The sequence below is a fragment of the Pseudomonas sp. Tul2A7 genome (genome assembly GCF_054790505.1).
This window is the reverse complement of record NZ_CP186499.1, coordinates 6130442-6148915: the sequence shown is the minus strand read 5'-3', so window position 1 is coordinate 6148915 and position 18474 is coordinate 6130442. Positions and strand designations below refer to the sequence as shown.

Below are 18474 nucleotides of genomic sequence, written 5' to 3'. Positions count from 1 at the left end.
GGTGGCGTGCGATGCAAGCCTTTTGGGTTTGTGGTCGCGTCCCTTCGAAGTAGCTAAAGGAACAACCGCAATGATGAATCTTGCGCAGTTGCGCGCGCAGCTTGAGCGCAGTTTTTCGCCGCTGGCGTGTGAGTGTCTGGTGGACGGTGATCATTCGCTGACTGTGAAGCTGTATCACCCGGTATCGGGGCAGGTGGATCTGGTGATCAGTGGGTTGAAGCTTGATGCGTTGCGTACGCCTGGGTCGGTTGAGGCTTTGATTGAAGAATTGCGGTATGAGTTGGAGAGCAATTCTTTGCGTTCTTTTCGGGATCCGGATTTGGCTTAGGGCTTTTGGGCTTGGCGGCCTTTGGGCCGACCATGCTCTTGGGGTTTGGGGTGTATATCCGTTTTTTCGGGTGCTGCGGCTGGCGGTTCCGCTCTTACAGCGGGTCACTTTTGCAGACGCCCAAAAGTAACCAAAAGGCTGGGCCCCGGCGTTCGGCCCACTCGCTAAGGCTCGGGGTTCCTTCGTTCCGGGATCGATCCGGGGGCAGCGCCTACGGTTTGCTTCGCTGCACCTCCTCTCGCTGTGTTTGGCTTCGCCAAACGGTCGCTGCGCTCCCACCCCCGGATCAATCCCTCCACTCAGCCTGCCGAAGGGGCCAGCACGGCAAGATCAAGAGCTGCAGCCGAGCTAACGCTCATCCTGTTGAGTGGTGAAAAGCGGATGTGGTTTGCTTTTGCTTTTCTGTAGGAGTGAGCCTGCTCGCGATGGCGGCCTGACAGCCGACCAATATCTTCCAGATGTACATGATCCCTGTGGGAGCGAGCCTGCTCGCGAAGAGGCCCTGTCCGGCAATGCACATTCCAGTCTGCCAACTTTCTCAATCCCCCCAACGCAAAACCGACAGCCACAACAACCCCACATGGCGGTTTTACTGGCGCATGCAGGGCACTCGGCTATAAAGAATGAGTGCTCAGGTCTTCCGTGATCGGTTGGTTCGCGGGAGTTGCTCTTCCATTCATCGCGGGTCGTCCTATGAACAATCTTGGGAAACGCGTGTTGCCGTTGGCTTTTTTTGCTGTGTTGTTGGCTGGTTGCGCCAGTCCTCCACCCCCTCCGCCAGTGACGCCACCGCCACCGCCGGAACGCACGTGTCAGGTACTCGAAAACACTGAAGTCGCCGGTGACATGTACGTCGACGGGCAGGTCACTCGACACATCACCACCACCCGTTGCGTCACGCAGTAGTGCCGGCGGGGGCGGCGTGTCTGGCCTTGCGCTTGCTCTCGGTGCATTTCGGCTGGCAACTACCTAAAGTCGTTGCCTGATTGAAACTGTAGGAGTGAGCCTGCTCGCGATAGTGCTGTGTCAGTCAACATTTAAGTATTTGACACACCGCCATCGCGAGCAGGCTCACTCCTACAGGGGGTTATGTGCTTGCAATGGGAATCAGGACAGGAAGCCACCGTCGACATTCAGCGCAACCCCGGTGGTGTAGCTCGACGCATCACTCGCCAGGTACAACACCGCACCGGCCATTTCACTCGGATCGGCCACACGCTTGAGCGGAATCTGCGTCAGCGCCTGCTTGAGGATCGCATCGTTCTTCACCAGTGCCGAGGCGAATTTGGTGTCGGTCAGGCCCGGTAGCAAGGCGTTGCAGCGGATGCCGAATTGCGCGCATTCCTTGGCGAAGACTTTGGTCATGTTGATCACCGCCGCTTTGGTTACCGAGTAGATGCCCTGGAAGATCCCCGGCGAAATGCCGTTGATCGACGCGACGTTGATGATGCTGCCGCCACCGTTTTCACGCATCAGCTTGCCGGCCTCAACCGACATGAAGAAGTAGCCGCGAATGTTCACGTCGACGGTCTTCTGGAACGCGCCGAGATCGGTGTCCAGCACGTTGCAGAACTGCGGGTTGGTCGCGGCGTTGTTGACCAGAATGTCGAGGCGGCCGAACTGTTCCTTGATCCCGGCGAAGACTTGGCTGATCTGCTCCATTTCACCGATGTGGCAGGCCACGGCTGTAGCTTTGCCGCCAGCAGCAATGATCGCGTCGGCAACGTGCTGGCAGCCGTCGAGTTTGCGGCTCGAAACGATGACGTGGGCGCCTTGCTGGGCGAGCAGTTTGGCGATGGCTTCACCGATGCCACGGCTGGCGCCGGAGACGAAAGCGATCTTGCCGTCGAGGTCGAACAACTGAGTCTTGGACATAAGGGTTCCTGGGTGTGGGCCGTCAGAGGCTCGATTTCGCAATGACCTGCAAGCTCATCTGCTCCAGCAGTTTGTTCATGTGAATGAACTGCGCGAAGCGTTTGTCCTGGGTCTGGCCGTGGTAGAAGCGGTAGTAGATCTGCTGCACGATGCCGGCCAGACGGAACAGGCCGTAGGTGTAGTAGAAGTCGAAATTGTCGATCTGGATGCCCGAACGTTCGGCGTAGTAATCGACGAACTCGCGGCGCGTGAGCATGCCCGGCGCGTGGCTCGGCTGGCGGCGCATCAGTTGCACTGGTGCCGGGTCGTCCGCCTGAATCCAATAGGCGAGGGTGTTGCCCAGGTCCATCAACGGGTCGCCGAGGGTGGTCAGTTCCCAGTCGAGCACGCCGATGATCTGCATCGGGTTGTGCGGGTCGAGGATGACGTTGTCGAAGCGATAGTCGTTGTGGACGATGCTCGAGGTCGGATGGTCGGCCGGCATCTTGTCGTTGAGCCAGGCTTTGACCTGTTCCCAATGTGGCGCGTCGGAGGTCAGGGCTTTTTCGTAGCGTTCGCTCCAGCCTTTGATCTGGCGGGCGACGTAGCCTTGCGGTTTGCCCAGATCGCCGAGACCGCAGGCGGTGTAGTCGACCCGGTGCAGTTCGACGAAACGGTCGATGAAGCTTTTGCACAAGGCTTCGGTTTTTGCCGAATCGAGGCCCAGTTCCGGTGGCAGTTCCGAGCGCAGGATGATCCCTTTGACCCGTTCCATCACGTAGAACTCGGCGCCGATCACCGATTCGTCGGTGCAGTGCACGTAGGCCTTCGGGCAATACGGGAAACCGTCACGCAATTGATTGAGAATGCGGAATTCGCGGCCCATGTCGTGGGCGGATTTGGCCTTGTGGCCGAACGGCGGACGGCGCAGGACGAACTCCTGTTCCGGGTATTCCAGCAGGTAGGTCAGGTTCGACGCGCCGCCGGGAAACTGGCTGATCGCAGGTGTGCCACTCAGGCCCGGAATGTGCGCCTTGAGGTACGGATCGATCAGGCTGGCATCAAGTTCTTCGCCGGAGCGGATACGGGTGGACTGGTCAGTAAGCGCCATGCTTATCCCTTCTGCTTATTTTGGAGGCCAGACATCATTGGCTAATCTAATGGTGCGCTCAGGTCGCCACAAGCGCGGGTCGGTCTTATAGGTTAGCGTGTTGCCGGATAATCACCTTTGGGAATGTGCGCGACGAGCCGCAGCAGACTAAGGTTTAGCGGGTATGCCATGGACAAAAAAGGAGCTTTGAAATGGGCTGTCCGCAAGTCTGTGCCACGGCCACGCTGCAATGCAGCTTCGGCGCTGCGCCGTCGATGCTCAACGTGTTGCCAGTGAACCGCACGCTGACCGGCGGGATGCCGGCGGCGAACATCATGGATCACATCCCGTTGGTGAATATCCTGCCGTTTGGCGTGTGCATGAGCCTGGCCAACCCGATGGTCGCCGCTGCAACCGCCGCCGCGCTGGGGGTGTTGACGCCGATGCCGTGTATACCCGCGACGGCCACACCGTGGATTCCCGGCGGGGCGCCGACTTTGTTGCTGGGCGGGATGCCGGCGATCGATGCCAACTCGACGTTGATGTGCAACTGGGCGGGGGTGATCAAGATTGTGGTGCCGGGGCAGATGCAGATGCTGATTCCGTGAGCCGCTGAACCGCTGAACCCTCACCCCAGCCCTCTCCCTGAGGGATGGGGAGCCGACCGAGGTGTTCCGAAAAAAATGTCGACCTGAACGACCGAGTCGATTATTAGCCCTGCGCATCGAATCCAGTCGATTATGGATTCACGGCATATCCTTCACGTCGGCGTACCTCTTCAATCTCCCCCAATCGGTCCCCTCTCCCTCTGGGAGAGGGCTAGGGTGAGGGGCTCTTCTGGGCTTTCAGGCCTGCTGCGGATCCGTCCACTGCCGATACCACCAGCGCACCCGCGAAATCGGCTTGCCGTCCGCGCCCAGCGGCCGCCCATCCTCGGCAAAGCCTTGCTCCGGCTCCAGCAATTGTCCGTTCACATAGCGCGCCTCCAACGCCGGTTTGCCATTCGGATGAAAGCGCTGATAACGCCCCTCACGCACGCCATCGCGATAAACCTCGGCTTCCGCCACTTGCCCATCCGGGAAGTAATTGAACGCCTCGCCATGCAACAACCCGCGCCGATAGGTTGCCTTGCGCTGTAGAAATCCCTCCGGCGCGTAAAAACTGGCCACGCCCTGCAACTTGTCACGCACAAACGGCATCTGCGCCGAGACCTTGCCGTTGGGGTGATAGAGCAGCGATGTACCTTGCAGTTCACCCTGGCTGTAATTCAGATCCGCCTGTTTGCGCCCGTCATCCTTGATGTTCAACGGCCCCTCTAGCTGACCGTCCTGCAAGCGCCCCTTGAGTTGCTTGTCGTCCTGCTGCAGATCCAGCGGTGTAATCGCCATGGCTGCTCCTTGTCAGTTGACCTGCACCAGACCGCCCTTGATGGTCAGCATGCCGCCACCATCGACGGTCTGCGAGGCGGCTCCCTTGTTGGTCAGGCTGATCCCCGCATCGTTGGTCAATGTGGTACCGGCCTTGTTGTCCAGAGAAGTGCCGGCCTGATTGGTCAGCGCGGTGCCAGCTTTGTGCGTGATCGAGGTGCTGGCCGAGGTCGCCAGATCGGCGCCGCTCTTGATCGTGAAACTGCCGCCACTTTGCAGGGTGAGGGTGCCGCTGACCTTGATTGTCAGGTTGCCGTCCACCGTCAGGCTGTAATCGCCGGTGACCTTGTCGGTGTAGTTGCCGCCGGTGCTGTGGTTCTGGTCGGCGCCCACCGTTACCGTGCGGCTATCTTTCACATCGAGGCTGTCGCTGCCGGTCTGAATGGTCACGCTGCGCTTGCCTTTTTCCAGGGTCACAGTCTCGTCGCCGTCCTTGACCGTGCGGGTGCGGGCGTTCTGCACGGTGAGGGTTTCATCGTGACCGACGGTGGCCGTGGTGTCGTTGAGCACGTTGATATTCAGATCCTTCTGCGCCTGCAAAAACACTTCTTCGGCGTCTTTCTTGTCTTCGAAGCGCAACTCGTTGAAGCCACCGCCACCCTTGGAAGACTGCGTCTTGATTCCGGACTGGGTCTGATTGGCCGGCAGCGCATAGGGCAGGGCGTTGTCACCGTTGTAGACGCAACCGGTCACCAGCGGCCGATCCGGATCACCGTCGATAAACGTGACGATGACTTCCTGACCGATGCGCGGAATGAACTGCATGCCAAAGCCCTTGCCGCTCCAGGGCAACACCACGCGCACCCAGCAGGAGCTGGTTTCGTCATTCTTGCCGTCGCGATCCCAAGGGAACTGCAACTTGATCCGCCCGTACTCGTCGGTCCAGATTTCCTCGCCGGACTTGCCCACCACGATCGCGGTCTGCGGGTGCATGCGCGGTTTTGGCGTGACCCGTTGCGGGCGATACGGTGTGGCCTTCGGGATCGCTTCGAAACGGTTGCGATAGCGCTCGTGGCTGACGTCGTGGGTGACCCGCGTCACTACCCAATCGATATTCAGACTGGCATCGTCGTGGCCTTCGAGGGTGAACCAGTGCCCCGGCACCAGCCACCGACAGTCGCTTTCGCCGAGAAAGCGTTTTTCCTCACTGCGCAAGCCGTCAACGCGTTGCTTGGTCAGTGTATCGCCGCGTGCCTTGGCGGTATAACCGCCCGGATGTTCGTACATCGACAGCGGCCCGGCCACCGCTTCAGCCTGCCCGTACAGTGAGGTGGTCGGTGTGGTGAATTCAAAATCCGTCGCCCGATAGACCCCGGCCACTGCTTGCAGACAGACCTGCCCGGAGCGGATGCCATGCAGTTCACGCTCGCCAAGGCCCTGGCCCAGGTACTTGACCGTCGGCCCGTTGGGAATCGGTACGAAAGCGTCGTTGCTATCGCCCAGCACCAAGGTGTGCTTGCCTGCATCGTGGGTGTAAAACCAGAAAATCCCTTCCTCCTCCAATAAACGCGAGACGAAGGCAAAATCGGTTTCAGCGTATTGCACGCAATATTCGCGTGGCGTGTAGCTACCGGTCAGCAATAACTGAAAGTCGCTGAAACCGTGGGCCTTGAAAATCGTCGTGACAATGTCCGAGGTGGCGAGGTTCTGGAACACGCGGTTGTTGCTGGCCAGGGTCAGCCACCACAGCCACGGGCGCAGCACCAGTTGATAGCGCTCGGCGGTCGCATCGGCGGGGAGTTGACGAATTTCGGCGACGAGGGCATCGAACGGGCGCAGTTGCGCGTCATTGTGCAGGGTGGTGGTGACGTGGGTGGCGACGGCGCTGGTCAGGGTGAGTGAGGTGCCGTCATTGAGGCCGTTGAGGATTTGTGCGCCGAGGATGTTCAGGGCTTCGTCGCCGGAAAATGACTCAGGATAGAGCGCCGACAGCGAAGTGGCGGTGAGGGAAAGGCTGGTGTTGCTGTCGGTGGCGCGGGGCATTAATCACCCTCTGTTCTGCTGACAGATTCACACGCGGGCGGCTGCGCCACCAGACGTGAATCCATGGTTAGTTTTTGGGGAAAAGCTCTTCTTCAAATGTCGCGCAATGAGGCGCATGAAAGGTCGGCACATTGACGGCACCACCGGCGTCGAAAATCATTTTTTTCACTGCTTCACCATGGCTGAGAAGCTTTATCTCGCTGTGAAAACAAACGCTGCTGATCGCCGACAAAGGCAGAGTAAGCAACAGCAGTTCGCGGTTTTTCTGCGTGCTGCCATCGGTGTGTGCCTTGCTTTCCTCGGCGGTGGCCTTTGCTTTCGCACCTTTGCGCACGACACCCCCTCCTTTGGCCCTGAGGTTGTAAGTGATCAGGCCTAACGTCGGGTTTTCTGCCGTGACGCGCTGGGCATCGAAGCAGTACAGATTAAGCAGCAGGAAATCCTCATGCTCCGGTATTCTGGCCAGATCCACTTGCAATAACACGCCGTCGAATCTGCCGAAACGGTACCCCTCGTTGCCATGCAATGCCTTCGGCGTCGACCCGAGCGGAAGGCCTCGCTGTACGGTGCTGCCGTCCTCCTGATTGACGAACGCCAGTTCACGAATGGACATGCGCGCATGGTCATGCACTGACTCGGCGAAATCGTACTTCTGCGCAACGCTTGCACTTTTTCTTCGCGGGTCGCCTTCCAGATCTGGCACATGCTTGCCCTTGAGGACCTGGTTTGTCAGGAGTATGTCGAAAACGTCCCAAGGTTTTTCCACATAGGCATAGCGCCGGGTAAAACGCAGGAAGTGGTCTTTTACATAGTGTTTTTCTTTCTCGGAGAGAATGCCGTGCTTCTTTACATAAACGGGTCGGAGCAGGCCTTCCTCGCCGACGATTTTTTCAAACGCGTCGTCCCCGGTCAGGATATGGAACATCTTTTCCTTGCTGCCGCCGAGACTGACATAGATGCCGTTCTCCTCGACAATCGCGATGTTGTGCATGCGTGCCCGCAACGTGGTGATCGTCACCCCGATCGTTTTGAGCTCCTGGGGATAGATATCGCGCAGATAGGTCTGGCGGGCCTTCTTGTTGTCCTCCATCACCAGGTGCTGGTAGACAAGCAGATTTTTTCTGGCTTCCAGTGCTGCCTTACGTGCTTTTTCAGTCGCCCTGATACTTATGATCAGGCGGCCGATGCTGGCTTGCAGGGGCTCTAATGAAGTTTTGACTTCGCAAGGCTGTATGGACAGCTGTTCGCCGTATGGCATGGCGTACTCCTTTACTTGGCTCAAACGTTTTCGGTTGCCAGTTTCGGTTGATGTCAGTGCGGCGAGGCTGGCGGCTGTTTATTCCAGGACCCACTCCGCCAACTTCCCCGTCACCTGGGTCATCAAGACGTTTTCAACATCCCGCGCACCCGCCGCGCTGCACTTGGCGAGTACTGCTTTGACAATTCCCGCATCAAACTCGAACTGCTTGCCCGTCGCCGCCTTGTAGCGGCCACGCAGTTTTTCCAGTTTGGCCAACACAATCGCTTCCAGCGTCGCCTCATCCAGCGGTCGATAGGCAACCACGGTCATGCGCGCCAGAAACGCCGGGCGAAAGGCCTGCAACAAGACTTTGTGCAGTGCCTCGTTAAAGGCTTCAGAGCCGAGTTGTGCGACGGGTGTGTCGAGTAGCAATTCGGCGCCGACGTTGCTGGTCGCCAGCATCACGGTGTTCTTGAAGTCCACCACCAAGCCGGTGCCGTCCTCCATCAAGCCTTTATCGAACACGTTGTAAAACGCCTCGAGCACATCTGGATGGGCCTTTTCGATCTCATCGAGCAGCACCACCGAATACGGTTTGCGTCGCACCGCTTCAGTCAGCACGCCACCACTGCCATACCCGACATAACCGGGCGGGGCACCTTTGAGTTGGCTGACGGTGTGAGCTTCCTGATACTCGGAAAGATTGATGCTGATCAGATTGCGTTCGCCGCCATACAACGCGTCGGCCAGGGCATAAGCGGTTTCGGTTTTACCGACGCCTGTAGGGCCAACCAGCAGGAACACACCCACCGGTTTCTGCGGATCGGTCAGCCCGGCGCGATAGGCCTGCAAGCGTTGGGCAATCGTGTTCAGCGCCGTACTCTGGCCCATCACCCGCTGGCCCATACGCTGACCAAGGGTGCGCACGGCGTGGGCTTCGTCGGCGAGCATTTTGCCGACCGGGATGCCGGTCCAGCCGGCAATCACGGCGGCGACGGTTTTCGCGTCGACCTGTTCGGGCACCAACGGATCGTCCTGGCGGATCGCATCCAGCCCGGCCTCAAGGCGCAACAACTCGGCGGCCAGATGATCGATGCGGCTGTCGGTGGCTTCATCGGGCTTGTCGCTGTCGGCGCGCTCGCTCAGGTCGAGCAGTTCGCGGCGCGTGTCGAGCAGCTCGCGCACGGCCACACGCTCTTCGCCCCAGCGGGTTTCCAGTTCGCGGATGGCCTGCACGTTACCGGTCGATTCGCTTTCCAGCAGGGTGATGCGCTCGCGATGATCCAGGCCTGTCGCCTGTTCGCGGCGCAAGCGTTCGACTTCATCCTTGAGGCTGTTCTGTCGGTGGCGCAGGCTTTCCAGAGGCGGCGGGGTATCGTGCTGGCCGAGGGCGACCCGGGCGCATGCGGTATCGAGCACGCTGATGGCTTTATCCGGCAACTGGCGACCAGAGATGTAGCGGTGCGAGAGCTTCACCGCTTCATGGATTGCCGCGTCGAGCACCTGCACGCCGTGGTGCTGTTCGAGTTTGGCGGCGACGCCACGGAGCATTTCCACGGCAGTGGTTTCGTCCGGTTCCTCAACCTGCACGAGCTGGAAGCGGCGGGCGAGGGCCGGGTCTTTCTCGAAGTATTTCTTGTATTCCATCCAGGTGGTCGCGGCGAGGGTGCGCAACTCACCACGGGCCAGTGCCGGTTTCAGCAGGTTGGCCGCATCGCTGCCACCCTCGGCACCACCCGCGCCGATCAACGTATGCGCTTCGTCAATAAACAGGATGATCGGTTTGTCGGCGCTGCGTACCGCATCGATCACGCCTTTCAAACGCTGTTCGAATTCACCTTTGACCCCCGCACCGGCCTGCAACAGACCCAGATCCAGCACGCGCAAACTGACTTCCTGCAACGATGGCGGCACGTCGCCGGCGGCGATGCGCAGGGCCAGGCCTTCGACCACGGCGGTTTTGCCAACACCCGGCGCGCCGACCAGAATTGGGTTGTTCTGTCGACGCCGCAGCAGAATGTCGATGCATTGGCGAATCTCGCCGTCGCGGCCAACGATCGGATCAATGCGCCCGGCATGGGCGTCGGCGGTCAGGTCCTGGGTGTATTGATCGAGCACTGAGTCCTGGCGTGGTGCCGGGTTTGCAGAAGACACCGCGCGCGGGCCGACATGCTCGCGAGAGTTTTCCGTCCATTCCAGCAGGTTTGCGCGCAGTGCTTCTTTGGGAATCCGCAGTAACGACGAGGCACTGTTGAGCAACAAACTGCGGCGCTCATCGCGATCAACCAGCGCCAGCAACAGCAACCCGGAACGAATGCTGTCGAGCCCCAAGACACTGGCCTGGACCACCGCGTCTTCGAGCAAACCCAAGGTGTGTGACGACAGTGCTGGCGTGCGCGTGCTGCCGGCCTTGAACAGATCCAGTGCCTTGTTGATTTCGGCTGTCAGGGCGTCACGTTCGAGGCCGAAGCGCGGCAACAGAAAAGCCAGATCGCCGCCCTCGATGTCGAGCAGTTCCAGCAACAGATGTTCGATCTCGACAAAGTGATGGCCACGCTGCAAGCACCGTTGCGCGGCGCGTTCAAGGGCGCGGCGGTTGACCGGGTTGAGGCGTCCGATCAGGCTGGCCAGTTCCATTTCAGGTGATCTCCAGCTGGCGAAGACGGGTTTCGATGCGCTGTACAGCGAGGCTGGCCTGCCGCTGCAGACCGCCGTTCCAGGTGACCTGCGTCGGCGTCTGACGATTGAGTTTCAGCGGTCCGGCTCCGCGTATCAGCAGCACCAGCGTCACGTCCAGATCCGGGCCGAAGTACAGCGCGGCGAGGCTGGCCAGCGCCGGATGCGCTTCGCCGTCCGGCAGGAACCGCCCGGCCTGCGTCGAGGGCAACGGTCCGAGCGTCAGACGAATACCTGCATGTTCATCCCAGACCCGCGTGCCGGCGACGGCGTTGCGCCCCAGTTGCAGATTGCGCCCTCCCGGTTTGATGACGCTGCGACTCGCCGGCGGAATCTCGCGCCACGCACCTTGGTATGCGCTCAACTCGACCGGCACGGCAAACTGCTCGCGCACAATCGCGGCGAACCCGGCCAATGAGCGGCGGCCATCGGCAAACAACGCGGTGCAGGCCAGCACCGCACAATCAGGAACCGCTTGGCGTTCCTGCAAAGACTTTGGCAACAACCCGGTCAGCGCGCGCAGTTGCGCCTGTACCGGTGACGCGCCGGGCGTGACAAAACCGATGGCGATGCGGTGTTTGCGCATGACCTTGTAGAGCAAACTGAGCAGGCGATGCTGGAACAGATCGAGAAATTCGGCAGGCGCATGATCCTTGGCTCGCGCCCGTTGTTGCAGCCATTCCTGCCAAGCATAGGGCAGGGGGCCGTCGGGGCCGCCAAGGCCGAAGATCGGCGTGTCGAGGGTCAGCGATTCACCCGGCACCTCGCGCAGGCTTTCGATCTGGCTGGCGGCGAACATCGGCGTCAGAGGCCCGCGCAGTTTCAATGCTTCCGCTTGCGGCGAGGTGCCGCTGCCGAGTGATTGCGCCTGCGGCTGCTCGCGCTCAAGCAACAACAACGCCTGCAACCACTCGAACGCCTGCGGATCACGGCGCAGGCGCTGGCTCAGGGTCAGAGGGACAGGGGCATGCCGGCTTGGGGTTGCCATGCCTTGACCTCCTTGTCTTCCTGCATCAACACCGTGCGCACAAAGCGATTGGCCGTGGCGTACACCGAAAAGAACTGCGCCAGCACCGCCGAAAACAGCACCGCGCTGCTGCCGACAAAATGCTGTGGATCAAGGTGCAACTGCACTTCAAGACCATTGCGCCAACCGCGCCACGCATCGCCGCCGACATGGCCGATCACCCGTTCGCAACTGAGGCTCAGCAGGCCTTCGATCTGCCGTACCGCACTGGTTTCATCGCGCAGGTTATGCAGCTGCAGGATCTCTTTAAGAGCATCGAGCGCCTGCGGACCTTCGACCAGTGACAGATGGTTGAGAGTCAATTGCGACACCAGCCGCCAGCGTGAATCGCCATCCAGACGCGGCAGACTTTGCGGGCTCGGTGGGTTGCGCAGGCGAGCCCAAGCCACCGGGCCAGGGCGTTCGAAACCCAGCGGTGTCCCGGCGGGCAGGCTTTGGGCCAAGTGCCGGTTGGTGCACAGCAACTCGGCCGTCAGGCTGTAGTCGGGCAGATCGGTTTGCGGTTCGAACCGGGTGTCGACCACGCTCACCAACAGGTCGCTGCCGAGCCGGTTCGCGGTCATGCCGCTGACCCGGCGCGCATGCCAGTAGCGTTGTTGATCGCCGCTGCTGTGCTGACTCCCGTAATAGGCTGGCAGCCGTTGTACGCCGGTGCTGGAGCTGGCGCGCATGCCTCGGATGCTGTGAATCTCGACGCTGTTTTCGCGGTGGCTGTCGGCAATCAAACGGTACTCGCTGCGGGTGCCGTCCGGGCGTAGCGGCTCGGAGGTGCGCGGGAACAGGTTGATCACTGGCGCGCAGCCCAGAGCGATGTCGCTGGCCTGCAAGTGCAGGCGGCAGCCCGGCGCCCGGTCGAACACGATGTACAGATAAAGCGTCTGACAGTCACTGGCGACACCGCTCAGCGGCAGATCGAAAAAGTGAAATTTTTCCGGGAAGGCGAAGTACTCGGCCAGCAAACGCATGCCCGGATGCACACCGTCTTCATCCGGCAACATGACTTCGTCATCACTGAAACCGACGGTTTTCGGCAGGCCTTTGAGTACGATCGGCACGCTGCCCGGCGACCCGGCCAGCACTTGCACCGCATGGGCGCCGAGCAAGTCATAGAGGGCGGCATTCACCACTGGCGACGCGGCCAGATGGATGCGCAATTGCTCGATGCCAAGTTCCGCCCATTGGCTTTCGCCAAGGCAGCGCAAGCTCAGGCGCAGTGCCGAGCGCGATTGCGCGACACCGGTCAGCGCTTGCGCTTCATCACCGCCAAGCAACAGCACCTCGCTGACTTCGAGCGGCCACAGACACACAGCGGCCGAGGTGCGAAAGTGAATGCTTTCACCTTTGCCGGTGGTCACGAAGAGGGGGGTGTCGCGGGGCAGGGGATAGCCCTCGTCGAGGTTGCCTTTGCCTGGATCAGGTTCGAACTGAACGATGGCGCAGGACGGCAACGGGCGCATGGCCAACGGGTAAAGCTGTTCAAGCAACGCATCGCTGAATTCGGCGTAATCGTCATCGAGCCGTCGTTGCAGACGTGCGGCCAGCAGGGCAAAACCTTCGAGCAACCGCTCGACATGTGGATCGGGGCATTCGCCGGGGGACAATTGCAGGCGCCGGGCGACTTTCGGATAGCGTTCGGCAAACTGGCCGCCGGCATGCCGCAGCCAGGTCAGCTCTCGCTGGTAGTAATCGAGCAGTTGCGGGTCAATCGAGTCGCTCATGGCGCACCTCCAGCCCTTGCCCGCCGGGCTCGATGACAAATGCCACCGGCCAGTGTTGCTCGCCGCTGCGCAATTCGCCGATCAGGCGAATGCTCATTCGCTGCGGTTGTTCGGGCACGGGATTGACCTGAACTTCGCCGAGAATCAGGCGCGGTTCGAAATGAGTAATGGCTTCGCGGATGTCCCGTGCCAGCCGCCGACGGTCATCGCTGCGTTGCTGTTGCAGTGCACTCCAGTCGGCGATGCCGTAATCGATCACGCTGGGCGGCTGGGTCAGCGTGCGCGGGCCACGGCGGGTGTTGAACAGGCGCCCGAGCTCGGCGTGCACCGAGTCGAGCAAATCCTGCCGATCGAACTCCCGCGTGCTGTCGGCCTCGCTGGAGGCGAGGCGTTCGAGCAGCGGAGGTAGGATGCCGGTGCCAGCCATGACCGGGGCGTCCGGTTAGCTGACAAGCTTGTTAGCGGCCATGTCCCAGGTCGACGCGGCGGTGCCTTCCTTGGTGCCATCGTCTTTTTGTGCGGTGAGTTCCCATTTGATCTTGGTGAAGTTCAGCGACAGGGTTTCCACCGGTTTGCCACCGGTGCCGCCGCTGACGCTGACGTTGGAAATCACCACGTTGGTCAGGGTGTAGACGATGAAGGGCATCAACTGTCCGCTGCCCTCGGCGGCGTTGCGACCGATAGTGATGATGGCTTCGGGGATCGGTTTGCCGGCGCAGCAGTATTCATTGAGTGACGGGGTCGAGCTGTCGATAAACTTGGTCACGGTGAACTCGCCGACATGGGGTTTGCCGGAGGTGCGTTCCGAGTTGCTGACGTCGTTGGTGACTTGCATCGCTACGTTGTGGCTATAGGACATGACTTCGATCTTGTCCGCAAAACCTTCGAGCAGGCTGTCGCCTTTGATGTCGCCGCCGAGGTCGAGAATGATTGCATCCATCGCTTGAAACTCCTGAAGGGTGTCGCGCTAGATAGAGAAAGCCCCCACCGCAGCTGCGGCGAGGGCAAAGCAGGTCAGGCAGCAACCGGTGGCGGCAAAGTCGCCACCAGGCGGATCGACGCGGTGAGCTCTTCGAGCTGGAAGTGCGGCCGCAGGAACACCGTCGCGCGGTAGGCGCCGGGCTTGCCGGCGACTTCGGTGACGTCCACCCGCGCTTCACGCAACGGGTACTGCGCCTTGATTTCCTGTGACGCGTTGTCGTTGATCAGCACGTAGTCGGCGATCCAGTTGTTGAGGTAGCTCTGCACGTTGTCGCGGGTCATGAAGCTGCCGACCTTGTCGCGCATGATCACCTTCAGGTAATGGGCGAAACGCGAGGCGGCAAGCACGTACGGCAGCATCGCCGAGATCCGCGCATTGGCGTTGGCCTCGTTGGTGTTGTAGACCTTGGACTTGTTGGTGGTCTGGCCGCCGAAGAACACCGCAACGTCGCTGTTTTTCTTGTGGCACAGGGCAATGAAGCCGAGATCGTTGAGCTCTTTTTCGCGGCGATCGGTGATCGCCACTTCGGTCGGGCATTTCAGCGACAAATCGCCGGAGCTGGTGCGGAACGTATGCGCTGGCAGACCTTCCACCGCACCGCCGCCTTCAGCGCCACGAATCGCCGCGCACCAGCCGTACTTGGCAAAGGCTTCGGTGATGCGTTGCGACAGCGCCCACGCGGCATTGCCCCACAGGTATTTGCTGTGGTCGGTGCCGTTGACGTCTTCGACGTAGTTGATGCCTTCCACCGGCGAGGTGTCGGGGCCGTAGGGCAGACGCAGGAGGAAATGCGGCAGCACCAGAGACACGTAGCGCGAATCTTCGCTCTCGCGGAACGAGCGCCACTTGATCAGCTCCTGGCTCTCGAACACCTTGGACAGATCACGCGGCACGGCCAGTTCGGTGAAGCTGTTCATGTCGAACAGGCGCGGGCTGGCGGCGGCAATGAACGGTGCATGGGCAGCGGCGGCGACGTTCGACAGTTTCTCCAGCAGGCCGATGTCCTGCGGGTGACGGCCAAAGGTGTAGTCACCGACCAGCAGGCTGAACGGATGGCCACCGAAGGTGCCGTACTCTTCCTCGTAGATTTTTTTGAACAGCGCGCTCTGGTCGAATTCGACAGCTTTTTCCAGGTCGTTCTGCAGCTCTTTCTGCGTCACGTTGAGCAGGCGCAGTTTCAGCCGGGTGCTGGTTTCGGTGTTCTGCACCAGCATGTGCAGACCGCGCCACGAGGCTTCAAGTTTCTGCAGATCGGGGTGGTGCAACACCTCGTTGAGCTGGGCGCTGATCAACTCGTCGATCTGGCTGATACGGTCGTTGATCATCGCCACGGTGTCCTTGTCGATGGCCATGCCTTCGTCGAGGACCTGGGTGGCGAACTCCGCGAGCATGTCGCGGGCGTAATCCTGCTGACTGTCATCGTGGGCCATGCGGCCGTCGAGAATGATCTGGTCGAGCAGGGAAAGTGTCTCGGTCGTACTGTCGCTGGCTTGTTTCTGAGCTGAAGCGGGCATGGCGAATTCTCCCCTCGATTAAGTGGACGATCAGGCTTGCGGTTCGGCCGGCGCTTCGGCATCTGCTGCCGGGGTAGCGGTGTCCGGGCGGGCCGATTTGATTTCCTGCAGGCCTTCGGTGTTGGCGATCACGTCGCGCAACAGCTTGTCCAGGTCATCATTGCCGTCGAGTTTGGTCAGCAGATCGCGCAGGCGCTGGCGGGCCTCGAACAGGCGGCGCAGCGGGGTGACTTGCTCCACCACTTTGACCGGATCGAAGTCGTCGATGTGTTTGAAATTGAGCTCGATGTTGAGCTTGCTGTCGTCGCCGCTCAGGGTGTTGTTGACCTGCAGCGTGGCGCGCGGGCCGATCGAGGCGAGCACTTCGTTGAAGTTGTCGCGGTCGATTTCGGTAAAACGCCGGTCAGTCAGTTTTGCCAATGGTTCGAGCGGCTTGCCCGAGAGGTCAGCGAGGATCCCGACCACCAGTGGCAGTTCCTTTTTCTCGATGGCATTGCCGATTTCGACGTCGTAAGTGATTTGCACTCGGGGCGGGCGCACCCGGTCGAGCTTGTGCTGAGTACTTTCTGCCATGACGGCGGACTCCGATGCGATGAGCGGGCGCAATGCATCGGGGAGGCCCGTTCATCGCTTTCCCTTGCTGGACCGTAGGTTAGAAAGGGAGGCAGATGACCTGTCGTTCCTTTGACAAACCTTCTTGATTCGGCTGTAGGAACCGAACTACCCAAGACGCTAGAACAGGTCTATAAAAAAGCAAGCAAAAACATTTTTGGACAGGCTTGTGAAAAGGAAAATTCATTTTGCGTAGACGACTTTTTCTAACACTGCTGTTTGCGTCCCTGGCCGGTTGCTCCCTCTTCGGGCCGAGGGTGGACCTCGACAGCCTGACCCTCGACGTCGCGCCCAAAGCCAACGACGACACGCCGATTGCCGTGGATTTCATCGCGGTCGCCGACCCTGATCTGCTCAAGCAATTGTCCGGTATCAGCGCCAGTCAGTGGTTCGCCGGGCGCGAGCAGTACCAGCGCGACTATCGTCAGTTGATGAGCGTGTGGGGACTGGAGCTGGTGCCGGGGCAATTCATCGACCGCCAACCCTTCCCGTTGGGGGGCAAGAAGGCTGCTGGACTTTTGGTCTTCGCCAGCTATAACACACCCGGAGCGCACCGATTACGCCTCGATGATCAGCGCGAGGCATGGCTGAAATTCGACAGTCGCGAGATGAATCTGGTCAGCCGGGAAAATTGAAAACACCGCTCGCCGCCGGCTTGCGGCAGGGTCGAAAGGAGTCGTATGAGTCTGCTACCTGACGCGGTTTGCTGGCATGAAGGCATGCAATTGTTGCCGCAGCATTTTCAGTTGCAGGGGCTGCGGGCCGAAGCGCTCGGTGCGCACCTGGCGCAGGCGTGCAACCCGTGGTTCTGGGGCGTCAGCCACATGGAGTTCGATCCTTCGGCGCTGAGCGCCGGCATGGTGCGTGTGCTGTCGCTGCAAGGAACGATGCCCGATGGTCTGCCGGTGGACTTGCAGGCCGGCACCGGGCCAACCCTGGAACTGGACGTCAGCGCGGCGATCGATGCCGCCGACGATGCCACCGTCACGGTGTTTCTGGCAATCAGCCCGATGTGGCGCGCCGGGCAATTGCTGCCGCTCAAGGGCCGGATGCAGTCGGTAGTGGGGGAGGCGTTGCCGGATCTCACCAGCGGTGAATTTCCCGAATCAATTACCGTGTGGCGACCCAATCCGCGTTTGTGCACGCAATTGAACAAAGCCGATTCAATCTGCCTGCCGCTGCTGAAAATCCGCAAGGAGGGTGGTGGGTTTCTGCCGTTGTCCTACACCCCGCCGACGCCGATCCTGTTACCGGAATCCGCACTTGGCCGACGCATCGCCGGGCTCTGCGCGAGGGCACGGGAGAAATGCCTGTTTCTCGGCGGCCGCTTGCGTCAGGCGCAGCAGGCCGGCAATCAGGACGACGCCCTGGAAATTCGCCGTCAGTTGACCGCGTTATGGGCGCGCCTGCCGGAAGTCGAAGGCACGCTGAACAGCCGCATCGCCCATCCGCAAACCCTTTATGTGCATCTGCTCGGACTGGCGGGCGCGTGGTCGGCGCTCGATCCGCTGGCCGGCGTGCCGGCGTTTGCCCCGCTGGATTTTGTCGAATTGCAGCGCGGTTACGACGCGGTGCTGCAATGGCTGGAAACCACCCTGGAAATGATTCGGGCCGGTTATCGCAGCCTGCCGTTCGAACGCAGTGAGCAGAGCTTCTCGATTCAGTTGCCGGACGAGCAGCCGAGTCAGCGTCTGGTCATCGGTCTGCGCATGCCCAACGGTGCCAGTGAGCAAGCCGCGATCGACTGGTTGCGCGGCGCGATCATCGCCTCGGCGCCGCACATTGCGCTGCTCAGCCGTCAGCGCATGAGCGGGTTATCCCATCAGGCCATGAGCCGCAGTGAGCAGGTTGCCTACAGCGTCGGCGAAGACACGCGCCTGTTTGTGATCACTGCCGCAGGCGCGTGGTTCGATGCGCAACTGCCGCTGATGATTGCTGCACCGGCGGCGAAGCTGACCAGCAGTCCATGGCAAGTGGTGCTGTTTATCGCCCAGAACAATGAAAGTGCCTGATCACACAAGGA

17 protein-coding genes are annotated in these 18474 nt (G+C 60.7%); 5 read left to right on the top strand and 12 right to left on the bottom strand.

Annotated elements, in window-relative coordinates; genetic code table 11:
- Positions 1-70: 70 nt before the first annotated feature.
- Together ACOYXJ_RS27335 and ACOYXJ_RS27330 are read left to right on the top strand one after the other, a co-directional pair.
- The gene (locus ACOYXJ_RS27335) at positions 71-328 is read left to right on the top strand and encodes a DUF1652 domain-containing protein (RefSeq protein WP_150794706.1); all 258 of its coding nucleotides are present in this window, start codon (positions 71-73) and stop codon (positions 326-328) included.
- Between the two features lie 693 nt (positions 329-1021).
- Positions 1022-1234, top strand: a complete 213-nt coding sequence (locus tag ACOYXJ_RS27330; RefSeq protein WP_141234568.1) for a hypothetical protein — start codon at positions 1022-1024, stop codon at positions 1232-1234.
- Between the two features lie 201 nt (positions 1235-1435).
- On the opposite strand, the gene ACOYXJ_RS27325 is transcribed toward ACOYXJ_RS27330, so the two are convergent.
- Together ACOYXJ_RS27325 and ACOYXJ_RS27320 are read right to left on the bottom strand one after the other, a co-directional pair.
- Positions 1436-2203, bottom strand: coding sequence for an SDR family oxidoreductase (locus tag ACOYXJ_RS27325; RefSeq protein WP_095120260.1), 768 nt, complete (start codon positions 2201-2203; stop codon positions 1436-1438).
- 22 nt (positions 2204-2225) lie between these two features.
- Positions 2226-3293 carry a phosphotransferase family protein gene (locus ACOYXJ_RS27320; protein ID WP_460372648.1) on the bottom strand — a complete coding sequence of 356 codons (1068 nt, stop codon included), beginning with the start codon at positions 3291-3293 and terminating at the stop codon, positions 2226-2228.
- 191 nt (positions 3294-3484) lie between these two features.
- Between ACOYXJ_RS27320 and ACOYXJ_RS27315 the strand changes: the two genes are divergently transcribed.
- A complete protein-coding gene (locus ACOYXJ_RS27315) occupies positions 3485-3880 on the top strand; it encodes a DUF4280 domain-containing protein (protein WP_016985257.1) in 396 nt (131 codons plus the stop codon).
- Between the two features lie 237 nt (positions 3881-4117).
- On the opposite strand, the gene ACOYXJ_RS27310 is transcribed toward ACOYXJ_RS27315, so the two are convergent.
- The 10 genes from ACOYXJ_RS27310 to tssB all read right to left on the bottom strand — a co-directional run bounded on the left by ACOYXJ_RS27310 (position 4118) and on the right by tssB (position 16412).
- Positions 4118-4660 (bottom strand): toxin-antitoxin system YwqK family antitoxin, encoded by a 543-nt coding sequence (locus ACOYXJ_RS27310; protein ID WP_150729981.1) that lies wholly within the window; start codon positions 4658-4660, stop codon positions 4118-4120.
- Positions 4661-4672: 12 nt separating this feature from the next.
- Positions 4673-6682 (bottom strand): type VI secretion system Vgr family protein, encoded by a 2010-nt coding sequence (locus ACOYXJ_RS27305; protein ID WP_460372646.1) that lies wholly within the window; start codon positions 6680-6682, stop codon positions 4673-4675.
- A gap of 67 nt (positions 6683-6749) precedes the next feature.
- Entirely contained in the window at positions 6750-7940 is a 1191-nt protein-coding gene (locus tag ACOYXJ_RS27300) for a hypothetical protein (RefSeq protein ID WP_150794702.1), read from the bottom strand.
- A gap of 78 nt (positions 7941-8018) precedes the next feature.
- On the bottom strand, positions 8019-10559 hold the full coding sequence (tssH, locus tag ACOYXJ_RS27295) for a type VI secretion system ATPase TssH (protein WP_460372644.1): 2541 nt from the start codon (positions 10557-10559) through the stop codon (positions 8019-8021).
- Between the two features lies 1 nt (position 10560).
- Entirely contained in the window at positions 10561-11586 is a 1026-nt protein-coding gene (gene tssG, locus ACOYXJ_RS27290) for a type VI secretion system baseplate subunit TssG (protein ID WP_460372642.1), read from the bottom strand.
- On the bottom strand, positions 11550-13343 hold the full coding sequence (tssF, locus tag ACOYXJ_RS27285; protein ID WP_460372640.1) for a type VI secretion system baseplate subunit TssF: 1794 nt from the start codon (positions 13341-13343) through the stop codon (positions 11550-11552). The genes tssG and tssF overlap by 37 nt, the downstream gene beginning before the upstream one ends.
- A complete protein-coding gene (gene tssE / locus ACOYXJ_RS27280; protein ID WP_095120269.1) occupies positions 13327-13770 on the bottom strand; it encodes a type VI secretion system baseplate subunit TssE in 444 nt (147 codons plus the stop codon). The genes tssF and tssE overlap by 17 nt, the downstream gene beginning before the upstream one ends.
- A gap of 15 nt (positions 13771-13785) precedes the next feature.
- On the bottom strand, positions 13786-14283 hold the full coding sequence (locus ACOYXJ_RS27275; RefSeq protein WP_137217270.1) for an Hcp family type VI secretion system effector: 498 nt from the start codon (positions 14281-14283) through the stop codon (positions 13786-13788).
- A 74-nt stretch (positions 14284-14357) separates the two neighbouring features.
- Entirely contained in the window at positions 14358-15839 is a 1482-nt protein-coding gene (gene tssC / locus ACOYXJ_RS27270; RefSeq protein WP_016982931.1) for a type VI secretion system contractile sheath large subunit, read from the bottom strand.
- Positions 15840-15869: 30 nt separating this feature from the next.
- A complete protein-coding gene (gene tssB, locus ACOYXJ_RS27265) occupies positions 15870-16412 on the bottom strand; it encodes a type VI secretion system contractile sheath small subunit (RefSeq protein WP_102902022.1) in 543 nt (180 codons plus the stop codon).
- A 227-nt stretch (positions 16413-16639) separates the two neighbouring features.
- Here tssB and ACOYXJ_RS27260 point away from each other — a divergent pair, with 227 nt between their 5' ends.
- The gene (locus ACOYXJ_RS27260; RefSeq protein ID WP_150794700.1) at positions 16640-17086 is read left to right on the top strand and encodes a type VI secretion protein; all 447 of its coding nucleotides are present in this window, start codon (positions 16640-16642) and stop codon (positions 17084-17086) included.
- 45 nt (positions 17087-17131) lie between these two features.
- The gene (tssK, locus tag ACOYXJ_RS27255; RefSeq protein ID WP_460372637.1) at positions 17132-18463 is read left to right on the top strand and encodes a type VI secretion system baseplate subunit TssK; all 1332 of its coding nucleotides are present in this window, start codon (positions 17132-17134) and stop codon (positions 18461-18463) included.
- The last annotated feature ends 11 nt before the right edge of the window (positions 18464-18474 follow it).

Excerpts from the sequence above, each read along its gene's own strand:
- ACOYXJ_RS27335 (WP_150794706.1), top strand. The coding sequence starts at position 71 with ATGATGAATCTTGCGCAGTTGCGCGCGCAGCTTGAGCGCAGTTTTTCG.
- ACOYXJ_RS27330 (WP_141234568.1), top strand. The coding sequence starts at position 1,022 with ATGAACAATCTTGGGAAACGCGTGTTGCCGTTGGCTTTTTTTGCTGTG.
- ACOYXJ_RS27325 (WP_095120260.1), bottom strand. The coding sequence starts at position 2,203 with ATGTCCAAGACTCAGTTGTTCGACCTCGACGGCAAGATCGCTTTCGTC.
- ACOYXJ_RS27320 (WP_460372648.1), bottom strand. The coding sequence starts at position 3,293 with ATGGCGCTTACTGACCAGTCCACCCGTATCCGCTCCGGCGAAGAACTT.
- ACOYXJ_RS27315 (WP_016985257.1), top strand. The coding sequence starts at position 3,485 with ATGGGCTGTCCGCAAGTCTGTGCCACGGCCACGCTGCAATGCAGCTTC.
- ACOYXJ_RS27310 (WP_150729981.1), bottom strand. The coding sequence starts at position 4,660 with ATGGCGATTACACCGCTGGATCTGCAGCAGGACGACAAGCAACTCAAG.
- ACOYXJ_RS27305 (WP_460372646.1), bottom strand. The coding sequence starts at position 6,682 with ATGCCCCGCGCCACCGACAGCAACACCAGCCTTTCCCTCACCGCCACT.
- ACOYXJ_RS27300 (WP_150794702.1), bottom strand. The coding sequence starts at position 7,940 with ATGCCATACGGCGAACAGCTGTCCATACAGCCTTGCGAAGTCAAAACT.
- tssH (WP_460372644.1), bottom strand. The coding sequence starts at position 10,559 with ATGGAACTGGCCAGCCTGATCGGACGCCTCAACCCGGTCAACCGCCGC.
- tssG (WP_460372642.1), bottom strand. The coding sequence starts at position 11,586 with ATGGCAACCCCAAGCCGGCATGCCCCTGTCCCTCTGACCCTGAGCCAG.
- tssF (WP_460372640.1), bottom strand. The coding sequence starts at position 13,343 with ATGAGCGACTCGATTGACCCGCAACTGCTCGATTACTACCAGCGAGAG.
- tssE (WP_095120269.1), bottom strand. The coding sequence starts at position 13,770 with ATGGCTGGCACCGGCATCCTACCTCCGCTGCTCGAACGCCTCGCCTCC.
- ACOYXJ_RS27275 (WP_137217270.1), bottom strand. The coding sequence starts at position 14,283 with ATGGATGCAATCATTCTCGACCTCGGCGGCGACATCAAAGGCGACAGC.
- tssC (WP_016982931.1), bottom strand. The coding sequence starts at position 15,839 with ATGCCCGCTTCAGCTCAGAAACAAGCCAGCGACAGTACGACCGAGACA.
- tssB (WP_102902022.1), bottom strand. The coding sequence starts at position 16,412 with ATGGCAGAAAGTACTCAGCACAAGCTCGACCGGGTGCGCCCGCCCCGA.
- tssK (WP_460372637.1), top strand. The coding sequence starts at position 17,132 with ATGAGTCTGCTACCTGACGCGGTTTGCTGGCATGAAGGCATGCAATTG.